A 19,280-nucleotide genomic window follows, 5' to 3' on the forward strand; every position below is an offset into this window, starting at 1 on the left:
GTAATTCTTGGGATTATACTGTGATTTTTTCTTTCAACTCCCACAGAGAATCCAACAATCCATCATTAGGATATTGGGCTAACTGTTCTCGGCGATGAGTTCCATTCGTTACCCCCAAAGCCATCAAACAATGGGCATTCAATCCCGCTTCTAAATCCGAGGGAGTATCCCCAACTACAATTACAGCCTGGGGATTCTTGACCCCAAGTTTGTACATCGCTTTCTGAATCATATAGGGAGCTGGGCGACCTTCGTTATTATAAATCTCTGAGGGCGTAACCGAGACTTGGATATAAGAGTGTTCTGAGCCAACATAATCTTGATTTAACCCTTTATCCCATCCCAAACGACGCAAGATAATATCCGTTACCTCGCGATAAAATCCTGTATTTAACCCAATCTTAATTTCCTCAAACTTTAGCCAGTCAAACAGTTCTAAGCATCCTTCTGTCGGTTCAACCGGTTGGGTTTGATAATGATGTTCTAAGGTTTCCTTAAACCGTTGATAAGAAACCTCAACATTGTGCTGATAATCTGGGTGATCTTCACCGAGTTGTTCTCGCCACAACGTTTGAAATACAAGCTTTTTTGACCATCCCATCATGGCATTTACGCGATCGCCGGAAGCCTGTAAACCCGTTTGTTCAGCAGCTACAAAGAAACAGTTTTGCACTTCATTCTTATCCTTGATCGTTGTGCCTGCCATGTCAAAGATAACCAGTTCCACATTAGAAGTAGAAGACATTCAAGTGACTCCTCCGATGAGTCAGTTTGTCTCTATTAGGATAACTTAAAACGTACCCTATTCCCTCTTCCCTAGTTCTTCCCTACCCATTCGTAAATTTCAAAGGCGGTTGTATCGCAATGGGTACAACCGCCACATTTTTGCCCTTCTAAGCTTACCGGGCGCACTCTGCCTTTATGGACTAATTTATTGAGCATTGCCCGCAAAGCATCAGGATGGCTGCGAAAGTGGGTTTCGAGTTCGGCTAGAGAGACTTTCTGTTTTTGGGCGAGGTAGTTTTGTAGTTCTAGAATCATGGCTTTAATTAATAATTAATAGATTTCTTGCAGAAGTTAGGCAATAGGCAATAGGCAACAGGCATAAGACTGTATTACTATTCATTTATGCAAGAGATCTAATACTTTTGGCAATAGAGAACGGGGAATGGGGCATCTCTACTGCCCCGCTCCCCGTATCTCCCCATCCCCTTGTCCGCACTAAATGGGGCTTTCAGACTGGCGGTGGGTTTTCAACTGGGGATTCAACATTTTGAGACCGAAGAAGACACCAACGCTAATCACTACCATACTTAAAAGCCATACACTAGCGAAGGCGGGTTGAACACTCAATTGAGTGATTTGATAGAAACTGGTGGCGACGATGTAGGCTAAACCTGTTGTCCATGAAGCAACAAAAATTGTCCATTGCCAGTTGGTTTCCCGGTAAACGGCTGCGGTGGCAGCGACACAGGGGAAATAGAGCAACACAAATAAGAGGTAAGCAAAGGCTCCAGCTTTGCCATCAAACCGGCGTACCATGGCTCCAAATGTCCCTAAAGCAACTTCCTGTTCTTCCGAGGCAATTTCTACATCTGAGGTATCGCCAATATTCAATCCTAGGGGGTCGAGTAAGGTACCGGGAACGTCAGCTAAGTTAGCAGGAATGGTGGCGAAGGCTTCTTGGATACCGCCCCAGAAACTAAAGCCTCCTTCTTCCTCTTCTAATTCGGGATTATCAGTAATGGCTAATTGTCCGTAAATGGAATCGAGTGTGCCTACCATGGCTTCTTTAGCAAAGACACCGGTAAAGATTCCCACAGTAGCGGGCCAATTTTCCTGGGTAACGCCCATGGGAGCAAAAATGGGAGTTACAGATTGACTGGCAGCGCTTAGGATGGATTGGTCGCTATCTTGATTACCAAATGAACCATCCGTTCCTAAGGAGTTGAGTAATCCGAGGATGGTGACCATGATAATAATGACTTTTCCGGCTTTCAAGAGAAATGCCCGTAGCCGATCCCAAGTGCGAATCATGACCCCTTTGAATCGAGGAATATGGTAGGGAGGAAGCTCCATGACAAAGGGAGAAATTTCGCCTTTGAGGATGGTGTTTTTCATCACCAGTCCGGTGAAGATGGCAAAGGCAATACCGAGAAGATAAAGGCCAAAGACGATATTTTGACCGCCCAGGGGAAAGAAGGCAGCCGCAAAGAGGGCGTAAACCGGAAGCCTTGCACCACAGGACATGAAGGGATTCATGAGAATAGTCATGAGGCGATCGCGGGAATTTTCTAAGGTGCGGGCGGCCATAATTGCGGGTACATTGCAGCCAAAGCCGACTAACATGGGCACAAAAGATTTTCCGGGTAGGCCCACAAACCGCATCATCCGATCCATAACAAAGGCGGCTCGTGCCATGTAGCCAGAATCTTCGAGTATCGATAAGAAGAGGAACATGAAGCCAATAACGGGAATAAATGTGGCGACGGTTTGCACACCACCACCCGCACCGTCAGCTAACAGGGCGATCGCCCATCCGGGGAAGCGGAGGCTTTCGAGCAGTTGGCCCAATCCGTCTACAAAAATTGTCCCAGCAACGATATCAAAAAAGTCAATAAAGGCACTGCCAACATTGATCGTAAATAGGAACATCAGATACATGATGCCTAAGAAAATGGGAATCCCCAGCCAACGGTTGAGGACAATCGCATCGAGCTTATCGCTCATGGACTGACTCACTTCTCCCGTGCGTTGACTGGCTTCTTGGGTCACGGTTTGAATAAAGCCGTAGCGACTATCGGCAATCAGGATATCGAGATCTTCTCCTAAGACTTGATGAATGCTACGCCGATGTTTAGCGATCATTTCCGTAAGCGCTGGAGTAACGAGTTCACCGACTCCCCGTTCATCGTATTGCAGCAAGTTTAGAGCCGTCCAGCGAGGTTCGACGATCCGATTGGTCGTGTTTTGAGTTAGGTAAGGGACGATTTCAGCTAAGGCATCTTCGATGACTGCTGGATAAGCAACGTAACTGGCAGGATGGGTTAAGTTTTCTAGGATGTGACCGACGAGATCGACTAAAGAGCCAATTCCTTCGCGATCGCTGGCAATCAGGGGCAGAACAGGAACTCCTAAGCGATCGGCTAAACGCTCTGCATTAATATCGATACCCCGCTTCTGGGCAATATCGATCATATTCAGAGCGACAACCATCGGCAGGCGCATTTCCATCAACTGAGTCGTCAGATAAAGATTACGCTCTAGATTGGAGGCATCAATGATATTAATTACCAATTGTGCTTCTCCAGAAAGGAGATAATCTCGCGCCACTAATTCATCCATTCCGGTGGCACTTTCTTCGGCATCCAGGGAATAGACCCCTGGCAAGTCTACCAGGGTAATGGTCGATTGATTAATCTTAAACTGCCCTTCTTTGCGATCGACTGTAACCCCCGGCCAGTTTCCTGTCCGTTGGTTAGCTCCGGTGAGGGCGTTAAATAGGGTGGTTTTTCCGCAGTTGGGATTACCAATTAAGGCAACAATGGGTTTGAGCATGGCTAGGGTTTTAATGTGGGGGAATGGGGGGAGAGGGAGATAGGGGGATAGGGGGCATCTATTGCCATGACCTATGACCCATTACCTATTACCAGCGCGAAGCTCGAAGCAAAAAGCGCTATAAACGTTCTACTTGTAAAGCTTCGGCTTCTTGTTTGCGTACAGTTAAATGAAAGCCTCGTACTTGAATTTCAACCGGATCGCCTAGGGGTGCTACGCGAATCACCGTAAATTCTGTACTTGGAGTGAGGCCCATGGAGAGGAGTTTGCTTTTGTAGGCGCGATGGGTCTTTTCATAGCCGAGAATGCGCCCTTTTGTGCCTACAGCTAGGTCTCCTAAATGGAGTGTGGAGGTTGAGTTTTCCATATCTGAGTGTGGATGTAAGGATAGATTTGTGTCTGTGACTAAGACTCGTGAGGCTAGACCTGCACCTAAGCCTAAGCGGTTATCGGCGATCGCTACTACCACCGAGCCACTCCCTTGGTGACTGAGAATTTGCAACTGAGATCCTGGGGTAATTCCCATGGCTAAAAGGCGAGAGATACCCCCTTTGCCTTGAAACCCCTTAACCCATACCTGCTGTCCAGGTTGTGCTTCACTGAGCAAAAAGGCATTAACGTCTAGGCGTTCTGATGCGGCTTCCTCTTGACTATCTAGGCTCGAACTGTCTCCTATGTAGTCGTAGGAGCTGTCGTCATCATGCTGTCCTGACCCTGAAGGGTGATGGTTCATTTTTTTTCCTCTACGTCTTTTCATCCAACCAACAACTTGAGGGCGATTCATTGGAATTGCTAATAATTTTCATTTAAATGCCATCGACAGTCTACTCTAATCCCTAATAAATAGCGGAAGGATTAAAAAAGATTTAACCTTTAGTTCAAAAAAGTTCTTAATCTATTTTTAATCTTCACTTCTGTAATATTTCGCAAAATTCAGATAAATATTAATTTTTAATTTAGAGATCTATTTATTTCTTCACTGTGAAGTATTATGAAAGATGGATCATTTAAATTCTCGCGACAATAAACTCAAAAATAGTTAAAGATCATGACCGACGCTGCATCTCCTTCGGAAGTCTCCCCTGCAACAGTAGCCCAGAATCCCCAACCCCCTTCTGAGTTTACTTCTCAATTAGGACAATGGCTAGAAAATACCAGTGAAATCGCTGCAATTTTACCGGTCGTCACTGGATTATTGGTTACTAGCCGCTTACAGTTGCGAGGGGCACAAGCCTTATTGGTAAACCTGACGATCGCCGCCCTAGTCCGTCAAGCCATCCAACAAATCAAGAAACAAGCCAAGCCTGGCTCAGAAAACGGTCAACAAGCTTTATCTGCTAGTGAAGAACAATCGAATCAAGAGGAAGAAGATTATAAAATTGTCCATTCTGTCCCTGGGCGAATTCGTTTACGCATTCCTCGTTTAATGAATGACATGCTTTATGCCAAACGCCTAGAAAAACTTCTGAGTGCCGAGTCGAAAGTCAAGCATGTGCGGATTAACCCAGCAGCCGCTTCCCTCATTATTCAATACGATGGAGAGGGCATGTCAGAACTAGAATTAGGCATGTATTTACTCAATATTCTCGATCAAGCCAATTCTACAAACCTGGATGGTCAAAGCGATCAAGATTCAGAATCTGAAGGCGATAGGCAATAGGCAATAGGTAACAGGCAACAGGCAATAAATGCCCCCATTCCCCCATTCCCCCATCCCATACTCCATGCTAAAGACTGTTCATTCAATTCCTGGGCGAATTCGCTTGCGAGTTCCCGAACTGAAAGAAAATTCTACTTATGCTTCTCAACTGCAAGCAACCCTGTCTACTTGGCCGGGGGTAAGGCATGTTCGCATTAATCAGTTATCAGCGTCTCTAGTGGTTGGTTATGCTCCTGAAGTTTTGCAGGAAGGGCAGATCAGACAAACTATAGAGGATCGGATCGAAAAAATTAGCCAGAATCTTGCTCCAGAGACACATCCTGCTCTGCCGAGTCAAGACAGTTCAGAAGGGTGGTCAAGTTTACGCCTTCCGTTGGTGGCGACTTCTCTGGCTCTGCTGAGTCGGACTCTCCCTCGATGGGTTGGCTTGCGTCCAGTTACAACGATCGCCTTTCTATTGATTGCTTTTCCAGTCGCCAAACGAGCATGGCAGAGTATGGTCAATGAACAGCGTTTAAATATTGATTGTTTGGATTTTCTGGCTCTCAGTTTAAATGCGTGGCAAGGAAAACAGGTGACTCCGATGATGGTGATCTTGCTCCATGAATTGGGGGATATCATCCGCGAACAAACGGCGAGAGCAACGGAAGTGCGGACGGCTGATTTACAAGAGGCGATCGGGCGGTTTGCTTGGGTGAAACGGGAAGAAGATCAACCTCCACAGCAAATTCCTAGCGATCGCGTGGAAGTTGGCCAGACAGTTATTGTTTATCCTGGGGAGCAAATTCCTGTCGATGGCACGGTATTGCGGGGGGAAGGAGTGATCGACCAACAGCAGCTTACTGGGGAAGCTATGCCGGTCGTGAGACAGGAAGGAGAATCGGTATTAGCTTCAACATTGCTGCGATCGGGTCAACTGTATCTGCGTGCCGATCGCGTAGGCAACCAAACCCGCGCTGCTTTGAGTCTCGCCCTATTGCAAAAAGCTCCTGTCCATGATACTCGCATGGCTAACTATGCCGAAAAAATCGCCGATCGCCTGATTTTACCCTCTCTATTTCTCGCTGCTCTCGTTTGGCTCACCACAGGCGATTCTTCTAGGGCAGCCGCTATCCTCACTCTAGACTTTGTAACCGGCATTCGTGTCTCGATTCCCACTGCCTTTTTAGGAGCCTTGAACCATACCACTCGCCATGGCATTTTGGTTCGCAGCGGTCGGACTTTAGAACAATTGGCGGAAGTAGATACGGTAGTGTTTGATAAAACGGGAACTCTTACCCAAGGGATTGTCACAGTATCGGGAATTACTCCTTTCAATGGATCGTCTGAAGAGCGAGTGCTGCAACTAGCCGCTGCCGCTGAACAACGGCTGAATCATCCCGTGGCTGAAGCCATTGTTGACTATGCCCATCAGAAGGGGGTAACGATTCCTTCACGGGGAGAATGGTTCTACGAACTGGGTTTAGGGGTTCGCGCTCAAATTGAAGGTCAGGAGGTTTTGGTCGGCAGTCAGCGCTTTTTACACCAGGCTGGGATTGAGTGGGAAAGTGTAGATGGGGAACAGGTAGAGACCGATGCCCCCTCTGAGATTTATGTGGCTTGTAACCAGCAGTTTCAAGGTATTATCCACTATCGCGATCCCTTGCGTCCAGAGAGCGATCGCCTAATTCAAACTCTACAAAAGAGTTATGGCATTGATGTTCATTTGTTAACGGGCGATCGCCCCCAACGAGCGGCTCAAGTGGCTCAGGAACTCCGTATTCCGACCTCCCAAGTGTATGCCGAAGCGTTCCCCGATGATAAGGCTCGGATTTTGCGTGATTTACACCGTTCTGGTCGAACTGTCGCCTTTGTAGGAGATGGTTTAAATGATTCGGTTGCCCTCGCTTATGCGGATGTGGCGGTGTCTTTTGAACAGGGTTCAGAGATTGCTCGGGAAACGGCGGATGTGGTGTTGATGAATAATAATTTACTCGATTTACTCGAGGCGATTTCTATTGCTCGTCAAACCCGCAATCTGATCGATCAAAATATTGCGTTGGTGGTTGCACCTAATTTAGCGGCGTTGGGGTTAGCGTCGAGTGTGGGACTGCATCCTTTGCTGGCAACTGCTATTCACAATGGATCGGCGATCGCTGCTGGAGTCAATAGTCTGCGTCCCCTTGTCGAGCATCAGATGACAGTTAAAAGTTAGGGAATAGGGAATAGGGAATAGGGGATACGCCATCGCTGTATCTCCATGTCGCTGTCGCTCTCTACTTTAAGATTGTTAACAATAGTTCTCATTAGTTGCAAAAATTCTGCTAGGCTATGGGCAGAAATCAACCTTTCTACATTGTCTTCTAACCCCTATGTCTCTGATTCATCTGGAAAAGTCCATCGTGACTTTTCATCTCAAGGAAATTCTCGAAGATGGACACGGTAATCATCCCCTATTCTGGGTTGGATTAGGCGTTTTAGTTTTAGCCCCTACTCTGTTACCCGATCCTCAACCGGTGAATCAACGGTTGAATAAAGAGGGAAGAACAGGAAAAACAGAAATGTCTTTATCTGAGTGGGTGGCTCAGGCACAAAAAAATAGAGTCGATGCTTGACAGTTAACGGTGACTGTCTACAACTCTCAAGTTAAAAGACAAGGGGCCCCTAGCCCCTTGTTTTGGTGAGTTTCTCCGAGTTTACAGCACCATCAAAACGATCCAAGAGGTCTGTAACTGAACTGTTAGGTTAGGAATTCGGGAGGGATTTGTTCTCAGTCTGGGCATGAACTTCCGCTTTGGCTTCAGCCGCAATATCCGCGAGGCTTTCGGCCGTTTCCGCTAGGGTAGATTTGGTCTTTTCATACCAAGTAACTCCCGTTTTAATGGTGGTTTTCAAAACCGGTTTGACCAACGGCAAAATGACAGGTGCAAGGGCAACGGTAGCGACTCCGACGACGATCGCCTTGGTGTTGGGGTTACGGGTGAGTTCGGCGACTCGCGATCTTAGTCCCATGCCTTCTTGATGCATCATTACCATAATTGAAGATCCTGTTGCTAAGTTGAAATAAAATGTAGCTCACATTCTCATCTATTATACTCTAATTGAGAAAGAAAAACCAGACCAATCAGAGGAGTAAGACGTTACTTAACGTTTCTGATGATCTGGGATATCCTGTAATTGATGTTGTGCAAACCTTGAAGTAGCCTTGAGTCAACCTAAACTCTTGCACAGTGGCAATCCTTTGTATCGACCCCTAACGGCTATCCTGTTGGGGGGACAGGCGATCGCCCATATCCTAGCCGGAAAAATTCATCGCCGAAATACGATGGAGCAGATGATTAACGTGGGGCCAGCATCAGTGGCGATCTCTGTGATGACGGCGGTTAGCGTCGGCTTCGTGTTCACCATTCAAGTTGCCCGTGAATTCATCAACTTTGGAGCCACTACTGCGGTTGGGGGCGTTTTGGCGATCGCCCTAGCCAGAGAACTCTCCCCTGTCCTGACTGCCGTTGTTGTTGCTGGGCGCGTCAGTTCCGCCTTTGCTGCCGAAATTGGAACCATGCAAGTGACCGAACAAATCGATGCCCTCTACATGCTCAAAACCGATCCCATTGATTACCTTGTCATTCCCCGATTAATCGCCTGTTGCTTAATGGTTCCCCTTCTGAGCCTCCTGTCCCTTGTCATGGGGATTGCCTCCGGTTTATTTATTGCCCAAGCTCAATACCGCATCCCCTACTCTGTCTTCCTCTCCTCCGTACAAAGCTTCATGACTCCCTGGGATGTCTTTAGCTCTGTGATTAAAGCCTTTATTTTTGGAGCCTTAATTTCTGTCATTGGCTGTAGTTGGGGACTCACCACCACTGGAGGTGCAAAAGGTGTGGGTAAATCCACGACTACCGCTGTAGTTATTTCTCTGCTGTCGATCTTCATGACTGATTTTGTCCTCTCTTGGATTATGTTCCAAGGTATGGGTACATCCTCAATTCAAGGGGTATAACCCTTCTCTGGAGCAACGATTTAGTCCATAAATCATGTTATCGGATTGGCTTTAAGCCATCTTGAGAACTTGATAAAAGATAGGGGGCAAATTCTAGGGAGATGCTATTTACAAATCATCAAAAATGCATTTTTTGCATATACTCTATGTTTTTATTTCAATAAGTATTTTTTTCCGTAGTTTATCTTACAGAATATCCTAGATAATCTGGATATATACAAGTTATATCTTGGACAAAAAAGAATTGAAATTGTCTATAGCAAGGAATAAGTTAGTGAGAACAAGCAATTGACTTAGAGTCAATTGTTATCAGCTAATGGGACAGTTTTCTATAAGTCCTAAGTATTTCTTAATTGGCTATAGCAATCCTCTCTTCTATGGAGTACAGCTTGAAGCCCTAGACTCCAAGCAACATCAGCTATTGCCTGTTGCCTATTGCCAGCGCGAAGCGCTATATCACCCAGACTGCATAAGGAGAACACCAAAAATGTCACTAAAAGTCGAACTTCTGGAAGAGAGCTTTGAAAAAGTGAAGCCAGAAGCGAATGAATTTGCCGAGAGTTTCTATACACATTTGTTTACGGATAATCCGGACGCTAAACCGTTGTTTGAGCATACGGATATGAAGAAACAAAAGCAAATGCTTTTGCAATCTTTGGTCTTTACAGTAGAAAATTTGAAAAAGCCAGAAGAGTTAAGTAATACACTTAAAGGCTTAGGGGCACGCCACGTTAAATATGGAGCCCTTCCTGCCCATTATCCCCTAGTTGGTGGGGCACTCTTGAAAACTTTTGAACAATACTTAGGGGATGATTGGACTCCTGAAGTCAAACAAGCTTGGATTGATGCCTATCAAGCGATTACCGATCTGATGCTTTCCGGTGCAGATTACGATAAAGCGGAAACCCAACTTTCTTAAGTCATGACCAGCAATTTGCAGCGGTTTCCTCTTCTGAAAAATATTCTTCAAGTCAAGACAGCTATTATTGCAGTGGTCGTTTTGTTACTGATTTGGGGAATTGCTGCGTTTGCCTTAGATCAACGTCAAATCTTTCTTCCGGGAGTGACATCAGACGGGCACACCTTAATTGAGGCTTCTTGTAGTTCCTGTCATGAAGGATTTAAACCGGTCAGTAATGAAACCTGTATGCGTTGTCATGAAGCAGAGTTAGTCAGTGATATTCACGGCCCGAAAAAGTTTCGCGATCCCCGTTGGGCAGAATATCTCAGTAATTTAGATGTGTTAACTTGCACTGCTTGTCATGCGGAGCATGTCCATATGTTTGGTCGCGGGGTTCACCTGAAACCAGATTTATGCATGGCTTGTCATGAAGGAGTCATTACTGGAGATATTCCCAGCCATAAAGGGTTTGAACCAGATGGCTGTTGGACAGCAGGATGTCATAATTTTCACGATCATCGCTCGATTTCCACGGGGTTTTTGCGGGAAAACTTGAATCAACCCATCCTATTACCGAAGCCAGAAATACCGAATTTAGAAGTCACTCTGACCGAAAGTAAACCCCCTAAACCTGATTTGGGTGAGGAGTTTCTGGAGGGGAGAGGATGAGAAGAAACAGCATTTATCTGATGGTATGGCTATGGTCTGTGGTGATATTGTGGGGTTGTAATGGGGCGATCGCCTCCCCAATCTCCGCCGAGCGAGTAACAGAAATTACTCAGCAATGGGAAAACAGTGTTCATGCTCTGGCGGATGTCAACTGTTCCACTTGTCATCAAGAGAGCCAAACGAAAACCTTGGTGGTGCGTCCTAACCAAGAAAGTTGCCAAAGTTGCCATCAGCAACAGGTGGATACATTTCTGCTCGGTAAACATGGTATTCGCACGGCTGAAGGACTGTCTCCTTTAACGCCAAAGATGGCGCACTTACCGATGAAAGCCTCTGCTCAGGAACAGTTCATGGGGTGCAATACCTGCCATGATGTCCATCAACCTGACACGTTTAAGGCTTCTGTAGACTCCTGTTTGCAATGCCATGATGATACTCATTCTCTCAATTATGGGGACTCGAAACATGGTTCTCTGTTTGCCGCATCGGTTAGACTGCCTCGCCCGAGTCCGGATCTGGTGACCTGTGCAACCTGTCATTTACCCCGCACAGTCAATGAAAATACCAATTCGGTGTTTGTGAATCACAATAACACTTACACTCTGCTTCCGCGCGATCGCATGGTGAAGGATGTTTGTATGAATTGTCACGGCTTGGAATATTCCTACAACAGCATCTTTGATGATGAGTTAATTGAGGGGAATTTTCACCATCGCCCTCAACAGGATTTAGACACTCTGAAGTTAGTTAGAGCATTTGAAAAAAAGCGAACTGCTTCAAACTCTGAATAAAAAATTTGTTCACCTAATCGAAAACTGACTATGCCTATCCTCACAACTTGGATACGTTCACTTAGATTGAAAACCATCAGCTTATTCGTTTTAGCGACAGCTATTTGTCTGACTGCTGTTTCTTGTGCTGGAGGAAACAGCAATAGTTCGACTCAAACCAGTGGTATTGATCCTGCTCTTGTGGTTGATTATATCCATACAGTAGCCGAATCCGATCGTACTGCCTACACCAGGCATGTGGTTAACCGGCTGAAAACATTAGAGGGACAAGAGAAATCCAATGGAGTCGTTCCCGCAGAAGCAACGGAAGCTTGGCAAGAAGCCGATGGTATTCCTTTACCCGCACAAATGTTCCGTTTAGGTGCAGAACTGGCTTCTGAACAAGGTGCATTCACGTATGGTTTAATTTCGCCTTGGTTTATTAATGACGCGCAAGCCCCCAGAGGGGAGTTTGAAGAGGTGGGGATGCAAAGCGTTATTGACAGCGGTGAACCCTATAAAGATTATCGGGAAATTGCCGGTCAACAATATTACTCTGCCATTTATCCTGATGTGGCGATCGCCGAAGCCTGCGTCACCTGTCACAACGATCATCCCATCCATAAAGAACGTTATCCCGATAAAATCTTTGAACTGGGAGATGTCATGGGCGGTGTCGTAATTAACTTACCCCTTGAAGGAACTTAATCCATTTCTTTTTTTAGGTTTGATTTAGGGAGGAATGCAACGTTTGTATTCTCTCCCTTAATTTCAATGTAGCTTATCCACAATGAAACCCAAGTTTTCCACCCTCATCCTCTTAACCGTAATTTGTGCTATTCTGCTCACCCCTTTTGTTTTCAGTCCTAACTATATCCCCGTCCTCCGCTTAAATGACTTTGATCTCTATTTAGCCTTTCAGAGCGAACTCTATAAGCAAATTACGGGATATTTATCCCTATCTTTTGTGCTACTAGAAATGGCGCTAACCCTCCGTAAACGAGGAAGAAGCTGGAAAGTAAAAATCAAGGTTCCGGGCAGTATTCAGCTCTGGAGAAGCCTACATATTTTTCTAGGCATTGCCTTAGTGGGCAGTACATTTATCCATACTATCGGGGTACGAGGTTTGAATTTTAATGCCATTTTCCTATGGGTCTTTTTCTTGGTCACCTTATCCGCTTTAGTCGGGGTGGTTGCTGAAACTGGAATTATAGAATCTTCCCAGCGTTATTTCCGATTTAGTTTATCTCCTACTCCTGGCAATACCGGCATTTCTAAAGGAGTTTTAATTCGCAATTTACGAGGAATTTGGCTAACTAGTCATATCATTTTAGTCAGCATGTTTTTAGTTATGCTAGTCTTTCATATCATCATTGCCTACTATTATCAATAATGCCGATTGAGACGATCAAACAAGTTATTTTGGGATTAGTATTGATGGCCGTATTTGCTTACTTCTTTCTGCTACCCAAATCTCCTGCGTTACTGCCCTCTAGTTTAACCGGTTTGCAGCAACTTAAAGCCAGTGTCCAAATTGCTGTTCCCTATCGTATTGCGCTCAATAATTCTTTACCTACAGTGATTGAATTTTATGCCGATTGGTGTACTACCTGTCAAGCTATGGCTCCTACAGTTTGGCAAATTGAAAAAGAGTATGAACATAAAATAAACTGGGTGATGATTAATATCGATCGCCCAGAATATACCCATCTTATTGAAGAATATAACGTGCAAGGTGTCCCTCAGTTTATTTTCTTCAATACTCAACAAGTTGTTCAGGAAATTCTAATTGGAAAAATTCCTTCATCTCTACTGGTTGAACAAGTTCGTTCATTACTAAATTTTGATGATACATCACCCAATCAGGAGCTGAGATAAACTTGACTAATCCATGGGATTAATGGGGAACATTTAAGGCTCCTGTGTGTCTTAACCAATCTTTTTGATCGTCAGTCAATCCTTGGGCATCCGTAAATGTTGCTCCCATGAATTCGCAGTTAATGAATTGAACATCTTTCCAAATCGTCCGTTCTAAATTGGCATCCTGGAAACTGGTTTCAACCAACTTGACTTCATCGAATAAAGCGGATTCTAGATCGGTAGACAAGAATGAACAGTGTTCTAAAACACTATTGGTAAAGGATGCATTGATACATTTAGCCCCTAAGATCTCTGTATCTTTCATCTCAAGAGATCGAAAATCAACTTCACACAAATTTGTAGATACAAGACTAGAATTATGTACCTTGCTCCTTAGAAAAATGGATCGATGTAAATTGGCTTTTTCTAAATTAGCATCTATCAAGAAACTGTCACTTAAATCTGCATTTTCTAAAATAGCCGAGCGCAAAACTGATTCAGTAAGATTACACTGTGTCAACTGAGAAGAAGTCAGATTAACTTGGGTTAAATTGGCAGAATTTAAATTAGCTTTCTGAGCTTTAATTTTTCTCAGATCTGACTTATAAAAATCAGCATCAACACCATTCAAGTGATCTAACGTTGCACCATAAAGTTTCGTATAACGAGCATCAATAGATCGGCAATTGGCACTGTTTAAACAAGCTCCATTGAGTTCAGCACGGAATAATTTAGCATACACTAAATTAGTTTCGGTCAAATTGGCTAACATCAAGTTGGCTTCAGAAAAGTTTGTCCCTTGACAAAAGGCTCTAGATAAATTTGCCCCCCGTAGATAGGCTTGACTAAAATCACCATCATCAAGGATACAACCCTCGAGATTAATCCGGCTTAATTCAGCCCTAACAAAAGATTCTCCGTCCTGGAGTTGGTTGATAACTTCTTCGGCTGTGAATAAACTCATAAAATTAAGGTAATAGATGACAAAACTTAACTTCTAGCTTATCGCTTAATTGCCCGTTTTTGCTACTTCTGTCATCCTGAATACAACCGGATCTTCTCAAACCAGTAAGGTAGACAATAAGAAAACCCTTTGATCATTCTTGAAACTGTTAAGATGAATACGCCTTTGATCCGGTTCTTTGGCTCGATCCAGTTTGCTGTTCCCCTTCTGGCTAGTATTGTTGCTATTTTAATCGGAGCGACAATTTATGAGTCTCAAGTTGGCTCGACTGTGGTACAACATCTGATTTATAAAAGTCCTTGGTTTGGGATCTTGATGTTCCTGCTGGCAGTCAATTTATTCATTTCGGCACTCACGCGCTATCCTTGGCGAGGCTTTCGTAAAGCGGGATTTGCTTTAACTCATATTGGACTGGTTTTGATTATTGTAGGCTCGGCGGGAGTTATTCACTTGAGTTTGGAGGGAATGCTACCGTTAAGAGAAGATCTAGCGGGCAATAATCAGATTCGGGTTGAGGGAGATTTATTAGAAGTGATGACTCCTGAAGGCGAAACTGAACAACGGGATATTTTTATCCGTCCTGATGGCTCTATTTCTCCTTCTTCAGTTCTGGGACTTTCTTTGTTAGGTTATTCGGAAAATACGGTGAAAACCGTTCGCTTTAAGGAGGGAGGAGCCACGGATAACGTGGCTTTGAAGGTGCGGTTAACCAGTGCGCGAATGTCACAAGAGGTGGAACAATGGTTAGGGTTTGCACCCCTACCTTATCGTAGGGTAAGTTTGGGGCCGGCTGAGTTGGTGCTGACGGTTGTGGAGAGTGAGGAAGCAGCGCAAGAGAAGGTTGCGACACTGGCTGATACTTCAGAGGGGAATTATTTTCAGGCGATCGCCACTTCATCCGGTAAACTTTATTATGCTACCCATTCCTCTCAAGGCTTCCAATCCGGTATTCTAAAACTGAATGAACCGATTGCACTGGGTTGGGCAGACTTTGAGATTACCCTAGAAGAGCAGCTAACCCATGCTGAGATTGACCGTCAAATTGTACCGGTTGGCGATCGCACCGTGCAAGGCACTCCCGCTATCCTAGTCAAAACAGAAACAGGAACCCAAACCTGGCTACCTTGGGGAGAACCTACCACTATTCCTGTACCCGATGGGGAAATTTTAGCAGCATTTACGCCTAAACTTTTTTCGCTTCCCTTTCAAGTGGCGTTGCAAGACTTTATTGTAGAGCGCAATGAAGGTTCTGATAGCGTCGCCATGTGGACAAGCAAAATCCAAATTCAAGACCCTCATCAGCATATTAGCAGCGATCGCACCGTTTGGATGAACCACCCCACTTGGTATCAGGGATGGAAAATCGCCCAAGCCTCCTGGAATCCTGGAGATTTACGCCAATCTACCCTACAAGTCAAACGAGAACCCCTGTGGATAACTCTGCTCACCTGGACAGGTTCTGCCCTTGTCGTTGCCGGCATTGGTACAATGTTCTATGGTAAGGCTATTCACAAAACACTCACCCGTTATCCCTCACCCGTCGTTAATTTAGGAGAAAATTAAGCAACTTTTATTGTATTTGTTTCTGTTCTACCTACACCGTTACTCTATCTACTGTTACTCTTGGGTTGTATGATGAATATCGATCTACTCTACCAACGACTGGGCATTACTGCTAATCAACTCCTAGAGTTTTGCCAAAATAACCAGATTATTGAATTAGCTTTGTTTGGCTCGATTTTGCGGGATGATTTTCAACCCAATAGTGATGTTGATATACTCGTTACCTTTGCGCCAAAAGCGAAAGTTAGCCTTTTACAGTTTATTGGCATGGAACAAGACCTAGAATCCCTACTTCACCGCAAAGTCGATCTGGTACAAAAGTCTGCTGTTGAGAAGGATTATAACTCCATTCGTCGTCGTGCTATTTTAGGAAATTATCAGGTGTTGCATGGAGCGCGATCTCTCATATCTTCATGATATTTATCGCTTTGCTAATCAGATTATTCAATTTGTTGAATCCTTGGATGAATTGAGTTTTGCTCAAGACAGTAAGACTCAGTTGGCTATACTCTATGCTCTGTCGATTATCGGAGAAGCAACGAAGAAACTCTCTCCAGAATTCCGGACTCAACATTCCACTATCCCATGGAAGCAAATCGCAGGGATGAGGGACAAGTTAGTCCATGATTATCGACAAGTTGATATTGATATTATTTGGGAAGTCACCCAAACGGATATTCCCGATATGATTGAAAAAATCAAACCTCTCTTGTCAGAGGAAATTTAAAAAGATAAGCATTGGGATATAATAAAATTGGCTTTAATTCCACAAGCTTTCGTCAACCTCCCTAAAAGCCTTCGTCTTTTCTAAAAACTCAGCCTCATCTGTTTCTGTCCAATTTCCAACAACCTGAGTTAACAACAAGCGATCGCGATCTGACAACAAAACTGTATCATCCTCCCTGCTCCCTAACTCATGTAAATCCTGAAGCAAAAACTTAATCATCTTTAATTTATCCTGCCTAGATAAATGATGCAGTTGTGGCAACAAGTTTGTAACGGTCATATCTAATTTCCAGACTAATACTCTATATCAAAACCTATAACAAATTTTTCGGCAGCATTGATTGCTTCTAGGATATCCCTTAAGTAATCTTTGATGGTACGGTTCATAGGTAAACCACTTCCTTGAGAATATTTTCCCCGATATCGGGTTTTAAACCATCTTTAGTAACCAGATCGACTTTTTTACCCAGTTTTTCACTCAGGTAATTTTCAAGTTGACAGTAAGCAATTAGACCACAACGAATGTCTAGTTGGAATTCAATCAGTAAATCAATATCGCTGGCTTCAGTTGCTTCACCTCGGACATACGAACCAAAAATTCCTAGCGTACTGATTTGGTATTGCTTTTGAATTTGAGGGAAGATTTCCCGGAGAGATTCAAAGATAGTGTCAGCAGTGAGAGCTGGAGTTTTATGGATACCGATCATGGATGAATTATAGAGATTATCTTGATTTTTATGCTCAATTATAGGTGAATTTTTATTTCGACTCCTACTTTATCACATAAAGGCTAACATCGTGGACTGAGAAGTATAGGGTAATAGCTAGATGTTACCAGTGAGCAGAACAATTCACCCCAGACAGTTACCACTAAGGAGTCAGGAATGTCTCAGGGCTTCCTACATCACCAGTCTGTAGCCTATACATAGTATGAATCCAATTAAATTTCTCATTGGTTTAACATTAGGTCTTCTCTTGTGCTTCTTTCCCGCATGGAAAGGGATAATCTCTAGTCCAGAAACGAGTTATGATTCTCTGAAAACTTTGGCGGTGCAACTGGATGGACGCAAAAAGCCTCTGGATACGGTTGCTAGAGAAACGGTTACTCAAATTCATGGAAGTTTGCACTATGAACCCTTAACGGGAGAAAAGCTAGATTATCTCAATACTTATCTTTCCCTATTATTCAATAACCGAGACTGGAACGAAGAACCATTTATTCTGTTGAGTTATCGCCCTTTGAAAACACAACTGGGATTCAATCCAGAAAAGAAATATTTTTCCTTTGTGGAATTGGTTTCTTCTCCCTTGGGTTCGTTTGTTTTGCAAGCCCATGAAGATCAAGCGCAGAATCTAGATTTGACGCGAGATCAACGGGAAGCGCTAACTTTAGAAGACCGTTTAGCGTTAATGTTAGAGACGGTTAGCAGTACCCAGTTACCGGTTGTTCCCCATCCGAGCGATCCGAAAGGCAAATGGTTGGGAATTACTCAGGCTTCTGAATATTATTCGCCGGAACAAGTCGAGACCTTGCAAACAACCTATGGCGAAATTAAACAAGCAGTACAAATGGATTTAACTTCGGATTTAAATGCCCAGGTTGCAACTTTGAAATCGCAACTGATAACATTAAGTCCCCAAGTCTATCCTTCTGGGGAAAAACTAACGCGGGAAGTTCGTTTTTATGGACTGCATTGGTTTACCCAAGCCTGGATTTTATACGGTTTAGGATTTCTGGTGATGTTGCTTACCTTGGCATGGGAAAAGTTACAAGCTTATTGGGTAGCATTAGGGTTATTTTGCAGTGGGTTAGCGGTGCATGGATATGGGTTTTGGGAGCGGATGCAAATTGCAGAACGCCCCCCAGTGACGAATATGTATGAGTCAGTGATTTGGGTGAGTTTGGGAATAGCGGCGATCGCCGTTACCTTTGAATTCCTGCATCGTGCGAAATATTACCTGTTAGCGGCTGCACCCTTGTCTGTCTTGTGTTTGGTATTGGGCGATCGCCTCCCGGCTGTCCTCGATCCCAGCATTAAACCCCTCGTTCCCGTCCTGCGCGATAACTTTTGGCTCAGTGTCCATGTGCCTACCATTACCCTTGGTTACGCCAGTTTTGCCCTTGCCTTTGGTTTTGGTCATTTGCTCCTGGGCGCTTACCTATTCAAGCCCACAGCCAAAGACTTTATCAACCGCCTCTCGCGCTGGAACTATTCCATCCTCCAAGTCGGCGTACTTTTCCTTACCACCGGCATTATCCTCGGTGGCATTTGGGCCCACTTTTCCTGGGGACGGTTTTGGGGATGGGACCCCAAAGAAACCTGGGCCTTAATCGCCCTCATGTGCTACATTGTGCCCCTACACGGTCGATTAGCCGGTTGGTTAGAGAGCTTTGGTATGGCGATCGCCAGTGTTGTCAGCTTTAATGCTATCCTCATGGCCTGGTATGGCGTGAATTTTGTCCTCGGAACCGGATTACACAGCTACGGGTTCAGTACCGGAGGCTCAGAACTGATTATCGGTAGCTTAATTGCCCTAGATCTCCTGTTTGTATTGGTCGTATTCCTGCGTCAACAGATGCTCAAAAACCAATCCCAATCTCCAGTCCTGTCCTAAAATCAACCCCCATC

General features: G+C 44.5%; 22 protein-coding genes. 14 read left to right on the forward strand and 8 right to left on the reverse strand.

Features of this window, described 5'->3' with window-relative positions:
• Positions 1–13 precede the first annotated feature (13 nt).
• The 4 genes from J7529_RS00740 to J7529_RS00755 all read right to left on the reverse strand — a co-directional run bounded on the left by J7529_RS00740 (position 14) and on the right by J7529_RS00755 (position 4,291).
• On the reverse strand, positions 14–745 hold the full coding sequence (locus tag J7529_RS00740) for an HAD hydrolase-like protein (RefSeq protein WP_318727406.1): 732 nt from the start codon (positions 743–745) through the stop codon (positions 14–16).
• Positions 746–816: 71 nt separating this feature from the next.
• Positions 817–1,041, reverse strand: coding sequence for a FeoC-like transcriptional regulator (locus J7529_RS00745; RefSeq protein WP_318727407.1), 225 nt, complete (start codon positions 1,039–1,041; stop codon positions 817–819).
• A gap of 180 nt (positions 1,042–1,221) precedes the next feature.
• Positions 1,222–3,558 (reverse strand): Fe(2+) transporter permease subunit FeoB, encoded by a 2,337-nt coding sequence (feoB, locus tag J7529_RS00750; RefSeq protein WP_318727408.1) that lies wholly within the window; start codon positions 3,556–3,558, stop codon positions 1,222–1,224.
• A gap of 118 nt (positions 3,559–3,676) precedes the next feature.
• Positions 3,677–4,291, reverse strand: a complete 615-nt coding sequence (locus J7529_RS00755; RefSeq protein WP_271939578.1) for a FeoA family protein — start codon at positions 4,289–4,291, stop codon at positions 3,677–3,679.
• Between the two features lie 315 nt (positions 4,292–4,606).
• On the opposite strand from J7529_RS00755, the gene J7529_RS00760 reads away from it, so the two are divergent.
• From J7529_RS00760 to J7529_RS00770, 3 genes are all read left to right on the forward strand, one after another.
• On the forward strand, positions 4,607–5,218 hold the full coding sequence (locus tag J7529_RS00760; RefSeq protein ID WP_318727409.1) for an HMA2 domain-containing protein: 612 nt from the start codon (positions 4,607–4,609) through the stop codon (positions 5,216–5,218).
• Positions 5,219–5,282: 64 nt separating this feature from the next.
• Positions 5,283–7,412 carry a heavy metal translocating P-type ATPase gene (locus J7529_RS00765; RefSeq protein ID WP_318727410.1) on the forward strand — a complete coding sequence of 710 codons (2,130 nt, stop codon included), beginning with the start codon at positions 5,283–5,285 and terminating at the stop codon, positions 7,410–7,412.
• Positions 7,413–7,569: 157 nt separating this feature from the next.
• The gene (locus tag J7529_RS00770) at positions 7,570–7,812 is read left to right on the forward strand and encodes a hypothetical protein (protein ID WP_318727411.1); all 243 of its coding nucleotides are present in this window, start codon (positions 7,570–7,572) and stop codon (positions 7,810–7,812) included.
• Positions 7,813–7,942: 130 nt separating this feature from the next.
• On the opposite strand, the gene J7529_RS00775 is transcribed toward J7529_RS00770, so the two are convergent.
• The gene (locus J7529_RS00775) at positions 7,943–8,233 is read right to left on the reverse strand and encodes a DUF5132 domain-containing protein (RefSeq protein WP_278003058.1); all 291 of its coding nucleotides are present in this window, start codon (positions 8,231–8,233) and stop codon (positions 7,943–7,945) included.
• A gap of 169 nt (positions 8,234–8,402) precedes the next feature.
• Here J7529_RS00775 and J7529_RS00780 point away from each other — a divergent pair, with 169 nt between their 5' ends.
• The 7 genes from J7529_RS00780 to J7529_RS00810 all read left to right on the forward strand — a co-directional run bounded on the left by J7529_RS00780 (position 8,403) and on the right by J7529_RS00810 (position 13,415).
• Positions 8,403–9,197, forward strand: coding sequence for an MlaE family lipid ABC transporter permease subunit (locus J7529_RS00780; RefSeq protein WP_271939585.1), 795 nt, complete (start codon positions 8,403–8,405; stop codon positions 9,195–9,197).
• A gap of 487 nt (positions 9,198–9,684) precedes the next feature.
• The gene (locus tag J7529_RS00785; protein ID WP_318727412.1) at positions 9,685–10,116 is read left to right on the forward strand and encodes a globin family protein; all 432 of its coding nucleotides are present in this window, start codon (positions 9,685–9,687) and stop codon (positions 10,114–10,116) included.
• Between the two features lie 3 nt (positions 10,117–10,119).
• On the forward strand, positions 10,120–10,767 hold the full coding sequence (locus J7529_RS00790; RefSeq protein ID WP_318727413.1) for a cytochrome c3 family protein: 648 nt from the start codon (positions 10,120–10,122) through the stop codon (positions 10,765–10,767).
• Positions 10,764–11,558 (forward strand): cytochrome c3 family protein, encoded by a 795-nt coding sequence (locus J7529_RS00795; RefSeq protein WP_318727414.1) that lies wholly within the window; start codon positions 10,764–10,766, stop codon positions 11,556–11,558. The genes J7529_RS00790 and J7529_RS00795 overlap by 4 nt, the downstream gene beginning before the upstream one ends.
• Positions 11,559–11,588: 30 nt before the next feature.
• Entirely contained in the window at positions 11,589–12,245 is a 657-nt protein-coding gene (locus tag J7529_RS00800; protein WP_318727415.1) for a DUF3365 domain-containing protein, read from the forward strand.
• An 82-nt stretch (positions 12,246–12,327) separates the two neighbouring features.
• Positions 12,328–12,930, forward strand: a complete 603-nt coding sequence (locus J7529_RS00805; protein WP_318727416.1) for a hypothetical protein — start codon at positions 12,328–12,330, stop codon at positions 12,928–12,930.
• Positions 12,930–13,415 carry a thioredoxin domain-containing protein gene (locus J7529_RS00810; protein WP_318727417.1) on the forward strand — a complete coding sequence of 162 codons (486 nt, stop codon included), beginning with the start codon at positions 12,930–12,932 and terminating at the stop codon, positions 13,413–13,415. The genes J7529_RS00805 and J7529_RS00810 overlap by 1 nt, the downstream gene beginning before the upstream one ends.
• Before the next feature lie 19 nt (positions 13,416–13,434).
• Here the strand turns inward: J7529_RS00810 and J7529_RS00815 are convergent, their stop codons facing one another.
• Positions 13,435–14,361, reverse strand: coding sequence for a pentapeptide repeat-containing protein (locus J7529_RS00815; RefSeq protein WP_318727418.1), 927 nt, complete (start codon positions 14,359–14,361; stop codon positions 13,435–13,437).
• Positions 14,362–14,514: 153 nt separating this feature from the next.
• On the opposite strand from J7529_RS00815, the gene J7529_RS00820 reads away from it, so the two are divergent.
• The 3 genes from J7529_RS00820 (at position 14,515) to J7529_RS00830 (ending at position 16,651) form a co-directional block, all read left to right on the forward strand.
• Positions 14,515–15,924, forward strand: a complete 1,410-nt coding sequence (locus J7529_RS00820; RefSeq protein WP_318727419.1) for a cytochrome c biogenesis protein ResB — start codon at positions 14,515–14,517, stop codon at positions 15,922–15,924.
• A 69-nt stretch (positions 15,925–15,993) separates the two neighbouring features.
• Positions 15,994–16,341 carry a nucleotidyltransferase family protein gene (locus J7529_RS00825; protein ID WP_318727420.1) on the forward strand — a complete coding sequence of 116 codons (348 nt, stop codon included), beginning with the start codon at positions 15,994–15,996 and terminating at the stop codon, positions 16,339–16,341.
• Entirely contained in the window at positions 16,313–16,651 is a 339-nt protein-coding gene (locus J7529_RS00830) for a DUF86 domain-containing protein (protein ID WP_318727421.1), read from the forward strand. Before J7529_RS00825 ends, J7529_RS00830 begins: the two co-directional genes overlap by 29 nt.
• A 33-nt stretch (positions 16,652–16,684) precedes the next feature.
• Here J7529_RS00830 and J7529_RS00835 read toward each other — a convergent pair whose 3' ends face one another.
• Both J7529_RS00835 and J7529_RS00840 read right to left on the reverse strand, forming a co-directional pair.
• Positions 16,685–16,930 carry a hypothetical protein gene (locus J7529_RS00835; RefSeq protein WP_318727422.1) on the reverse strand — a complete coding sequence of 82 codons (246 nt, stop codon included), beginning with the start codon at positions 16,928–16,930 and terminating at the stop codon, positions 16,685–16,687.
• A 103-nt stretch (positions 16,931–17,033) separates the two neighbouring features.
• Positions 17,034–17,357, reverse strand: a complete 324-nt coding sequence (locus J7529_RS00840; protein ID WP_318727423.1) for a nucleotidyltransferase family protein — start codon at positions 17,355–17,357, stop codon at positions 17,034–17,036.
• Between the two features lie 223 nt (positions 17,358–17,580).
• Here J7529_RS00840 and J7529_RS00845 point away from each other — a divergent pair, with 223 nt between their 5' ends.
• Entirely contained in the window at positions 17,581–19,266 is a 1,686-nt protein-coding gene (locus tag J7529_RS00845; protein WP_318727424.1) for a cytochrome c biogenesis protein, read from the forward strand.
• Positions 19,267–19,280 lie beyond the last annotated feature (14 nt).

Source organism: Roseofilum sp. Guam (assembly GCF_017746735.1).
Classification (GTDB): domain Bacteria; phylum Cyanobacteriota; class Cyanobacteriia; order Cyanobacteriales; family Desertifilaceae; genus Roseofilum; species Roseofilum reptotaenium.

Excerpts from the sequence above, each read along its gene's own strand:
- J7529_RS00740 (WP_318727406.1), bottom strand. The coding sequence starts at position 745 with ATGTCTTCTACTTCTAATGTGGAACTGGTTATCTTTGACATGGCAGGC.
- J7529_RS00775 (WP_278003058.1), bottom strand. The coding sequence starts at position 8,233 with ATGGTAATGATGCATCAAGAAGGCATGGGACTAAGATCGCGAGTCGCC.
- J7529_RS00760 (WP_318727409.1), top strand. The coding sequence starts at position 4,607 with ATGACCGACGCTGCATCTCCTTCGGAAGTCTCCCCTGCAACAGTAGCC.
- J7529_RS00770 (WP_318727411.1), top strand. The coding sequence starts at position 7,570 with ATGTCTCTGATTCATCTGGAAAAGTCCATCGTGACTTTTCATCTCAAG.
- J7529_RS00785 (WP_318727412.1), top strand. The coding sequence starts at position 9,685 with ATGTCACTAAAAGTCGAACTTCTGGAAGAGAGCTTTGAAAAAGTGAAG.
- J7529_RS00820 (WP_318727419.1), top strand. The coding sequence starts at position 14,515 with ATGAATACGCCTTTGATCCGGTTCTTTGGCTCGATCCAGTTTGCTGTT.
- J7529_RS00800 (WP_318727415.1), top strand. The coding sequence starts at position 11,589 with ATGCCTATCCTCACAACTTGGATACGTTCACTTAGATTGAAAACCATC.
- J7529_RS00835 (WP_318727422.1), bottom strand. The coding sequence starts at position 16,930 with ATGACCGTTACAAACTTGTTGCCACAACTGCATCATTTATCTAGGCAG.
- J7529_RS00745 (WP_318727407.1), bottom strand. The coding sequence starts at position 1,041 with ATGATTCTAGAACTACAAAACTACCTCGCCCAAAAACAGAAAGTCTCT.
- J7529_RS00810 (WP_318727417.1), top strand. The coding sequence starts at position 12,930 with ATGCCGATTGAGACGATCAAACAAGTTATTTTGGGATTAGTATTGATG.
- J7529_RS00830 (WP_318727421.1), top strand. The coding sequence starts at position 16,313 with ATGGAGCGCGATCTCTCATATCTTCATGATATTTATCGCTTTGCTAAT.
- J7529_RS00815 (WP_318727418.1), bottom strand. The coding sequence starts at position 14,361 with ATGAGTTTATTCACAGCCGAAGAAGTTATCAACCAACTCCAGGACGGA.
- J7529_RS00840 (WP_318727423.1), bottom strand. The coding sequence starts at position 17,357 with ATGATCGGTATCCATAAAACTCCAGCTCTCACTGCTGACACTATCTTT.
- J7529_RS00790 (WP_318727413.1), top strand. The coding sequence starts at position 10,120 with ATGACCAGCAATTTGCAGCGGTTTCCTCTTCTGAAAAATATTCTTCAA.
- J7529_RS00825 (WP_318727420.1), top strand. The coding sequence starts at position 15,994 with ATGATGAATATCGATCTACTCTACCAACGACTGGGCATTACTGCTAAT.
- J7529_RS00845 (WP_318727424.1), top strand. The coding sequence starts at position 17,581 with ATGAATCCAATTAAATTTCTCATTGGTTTAACATTAGGTCTTCTCTTG.
- feoB (WP_318727408.1), bottom strand. The coding sequence starts at position 3,558 with ATGCTCAAACCCATTGTTGCCTTAATTGGTAATCCCAACTGCGGAAAA.
- J7529_RS00805 (WP_318727416.1), top strand. The coding sequence starts at position 12,328 with ATGAAACCCAAGTTTTCCACCCTCATCCTCTTAACCGTAATTTGTGCT.
- J7529_RS00795 (WP_318727414.1), top strand. The coding sequence starts at position 10,764 with ATGAGAAGAAACAGCATTTATCTGATGGTATGGCTATGGTCTGTGGTG.
- J7529_RS00765 (WP_318727410.1), top strand. The coding sequence starts at position 5,283 with ATGCTAAAGACTGTTCATTCAATTCCTGGGCGAATTCGCTTGCGAGTT.
- J7529_RS00755 (WP_271939578.1), bottom strand. The coding sequence starts at position 4,291 with ATGAACCATCACCCTTCAGGGTCAGGACAGCATGATGACGACAGCTCC.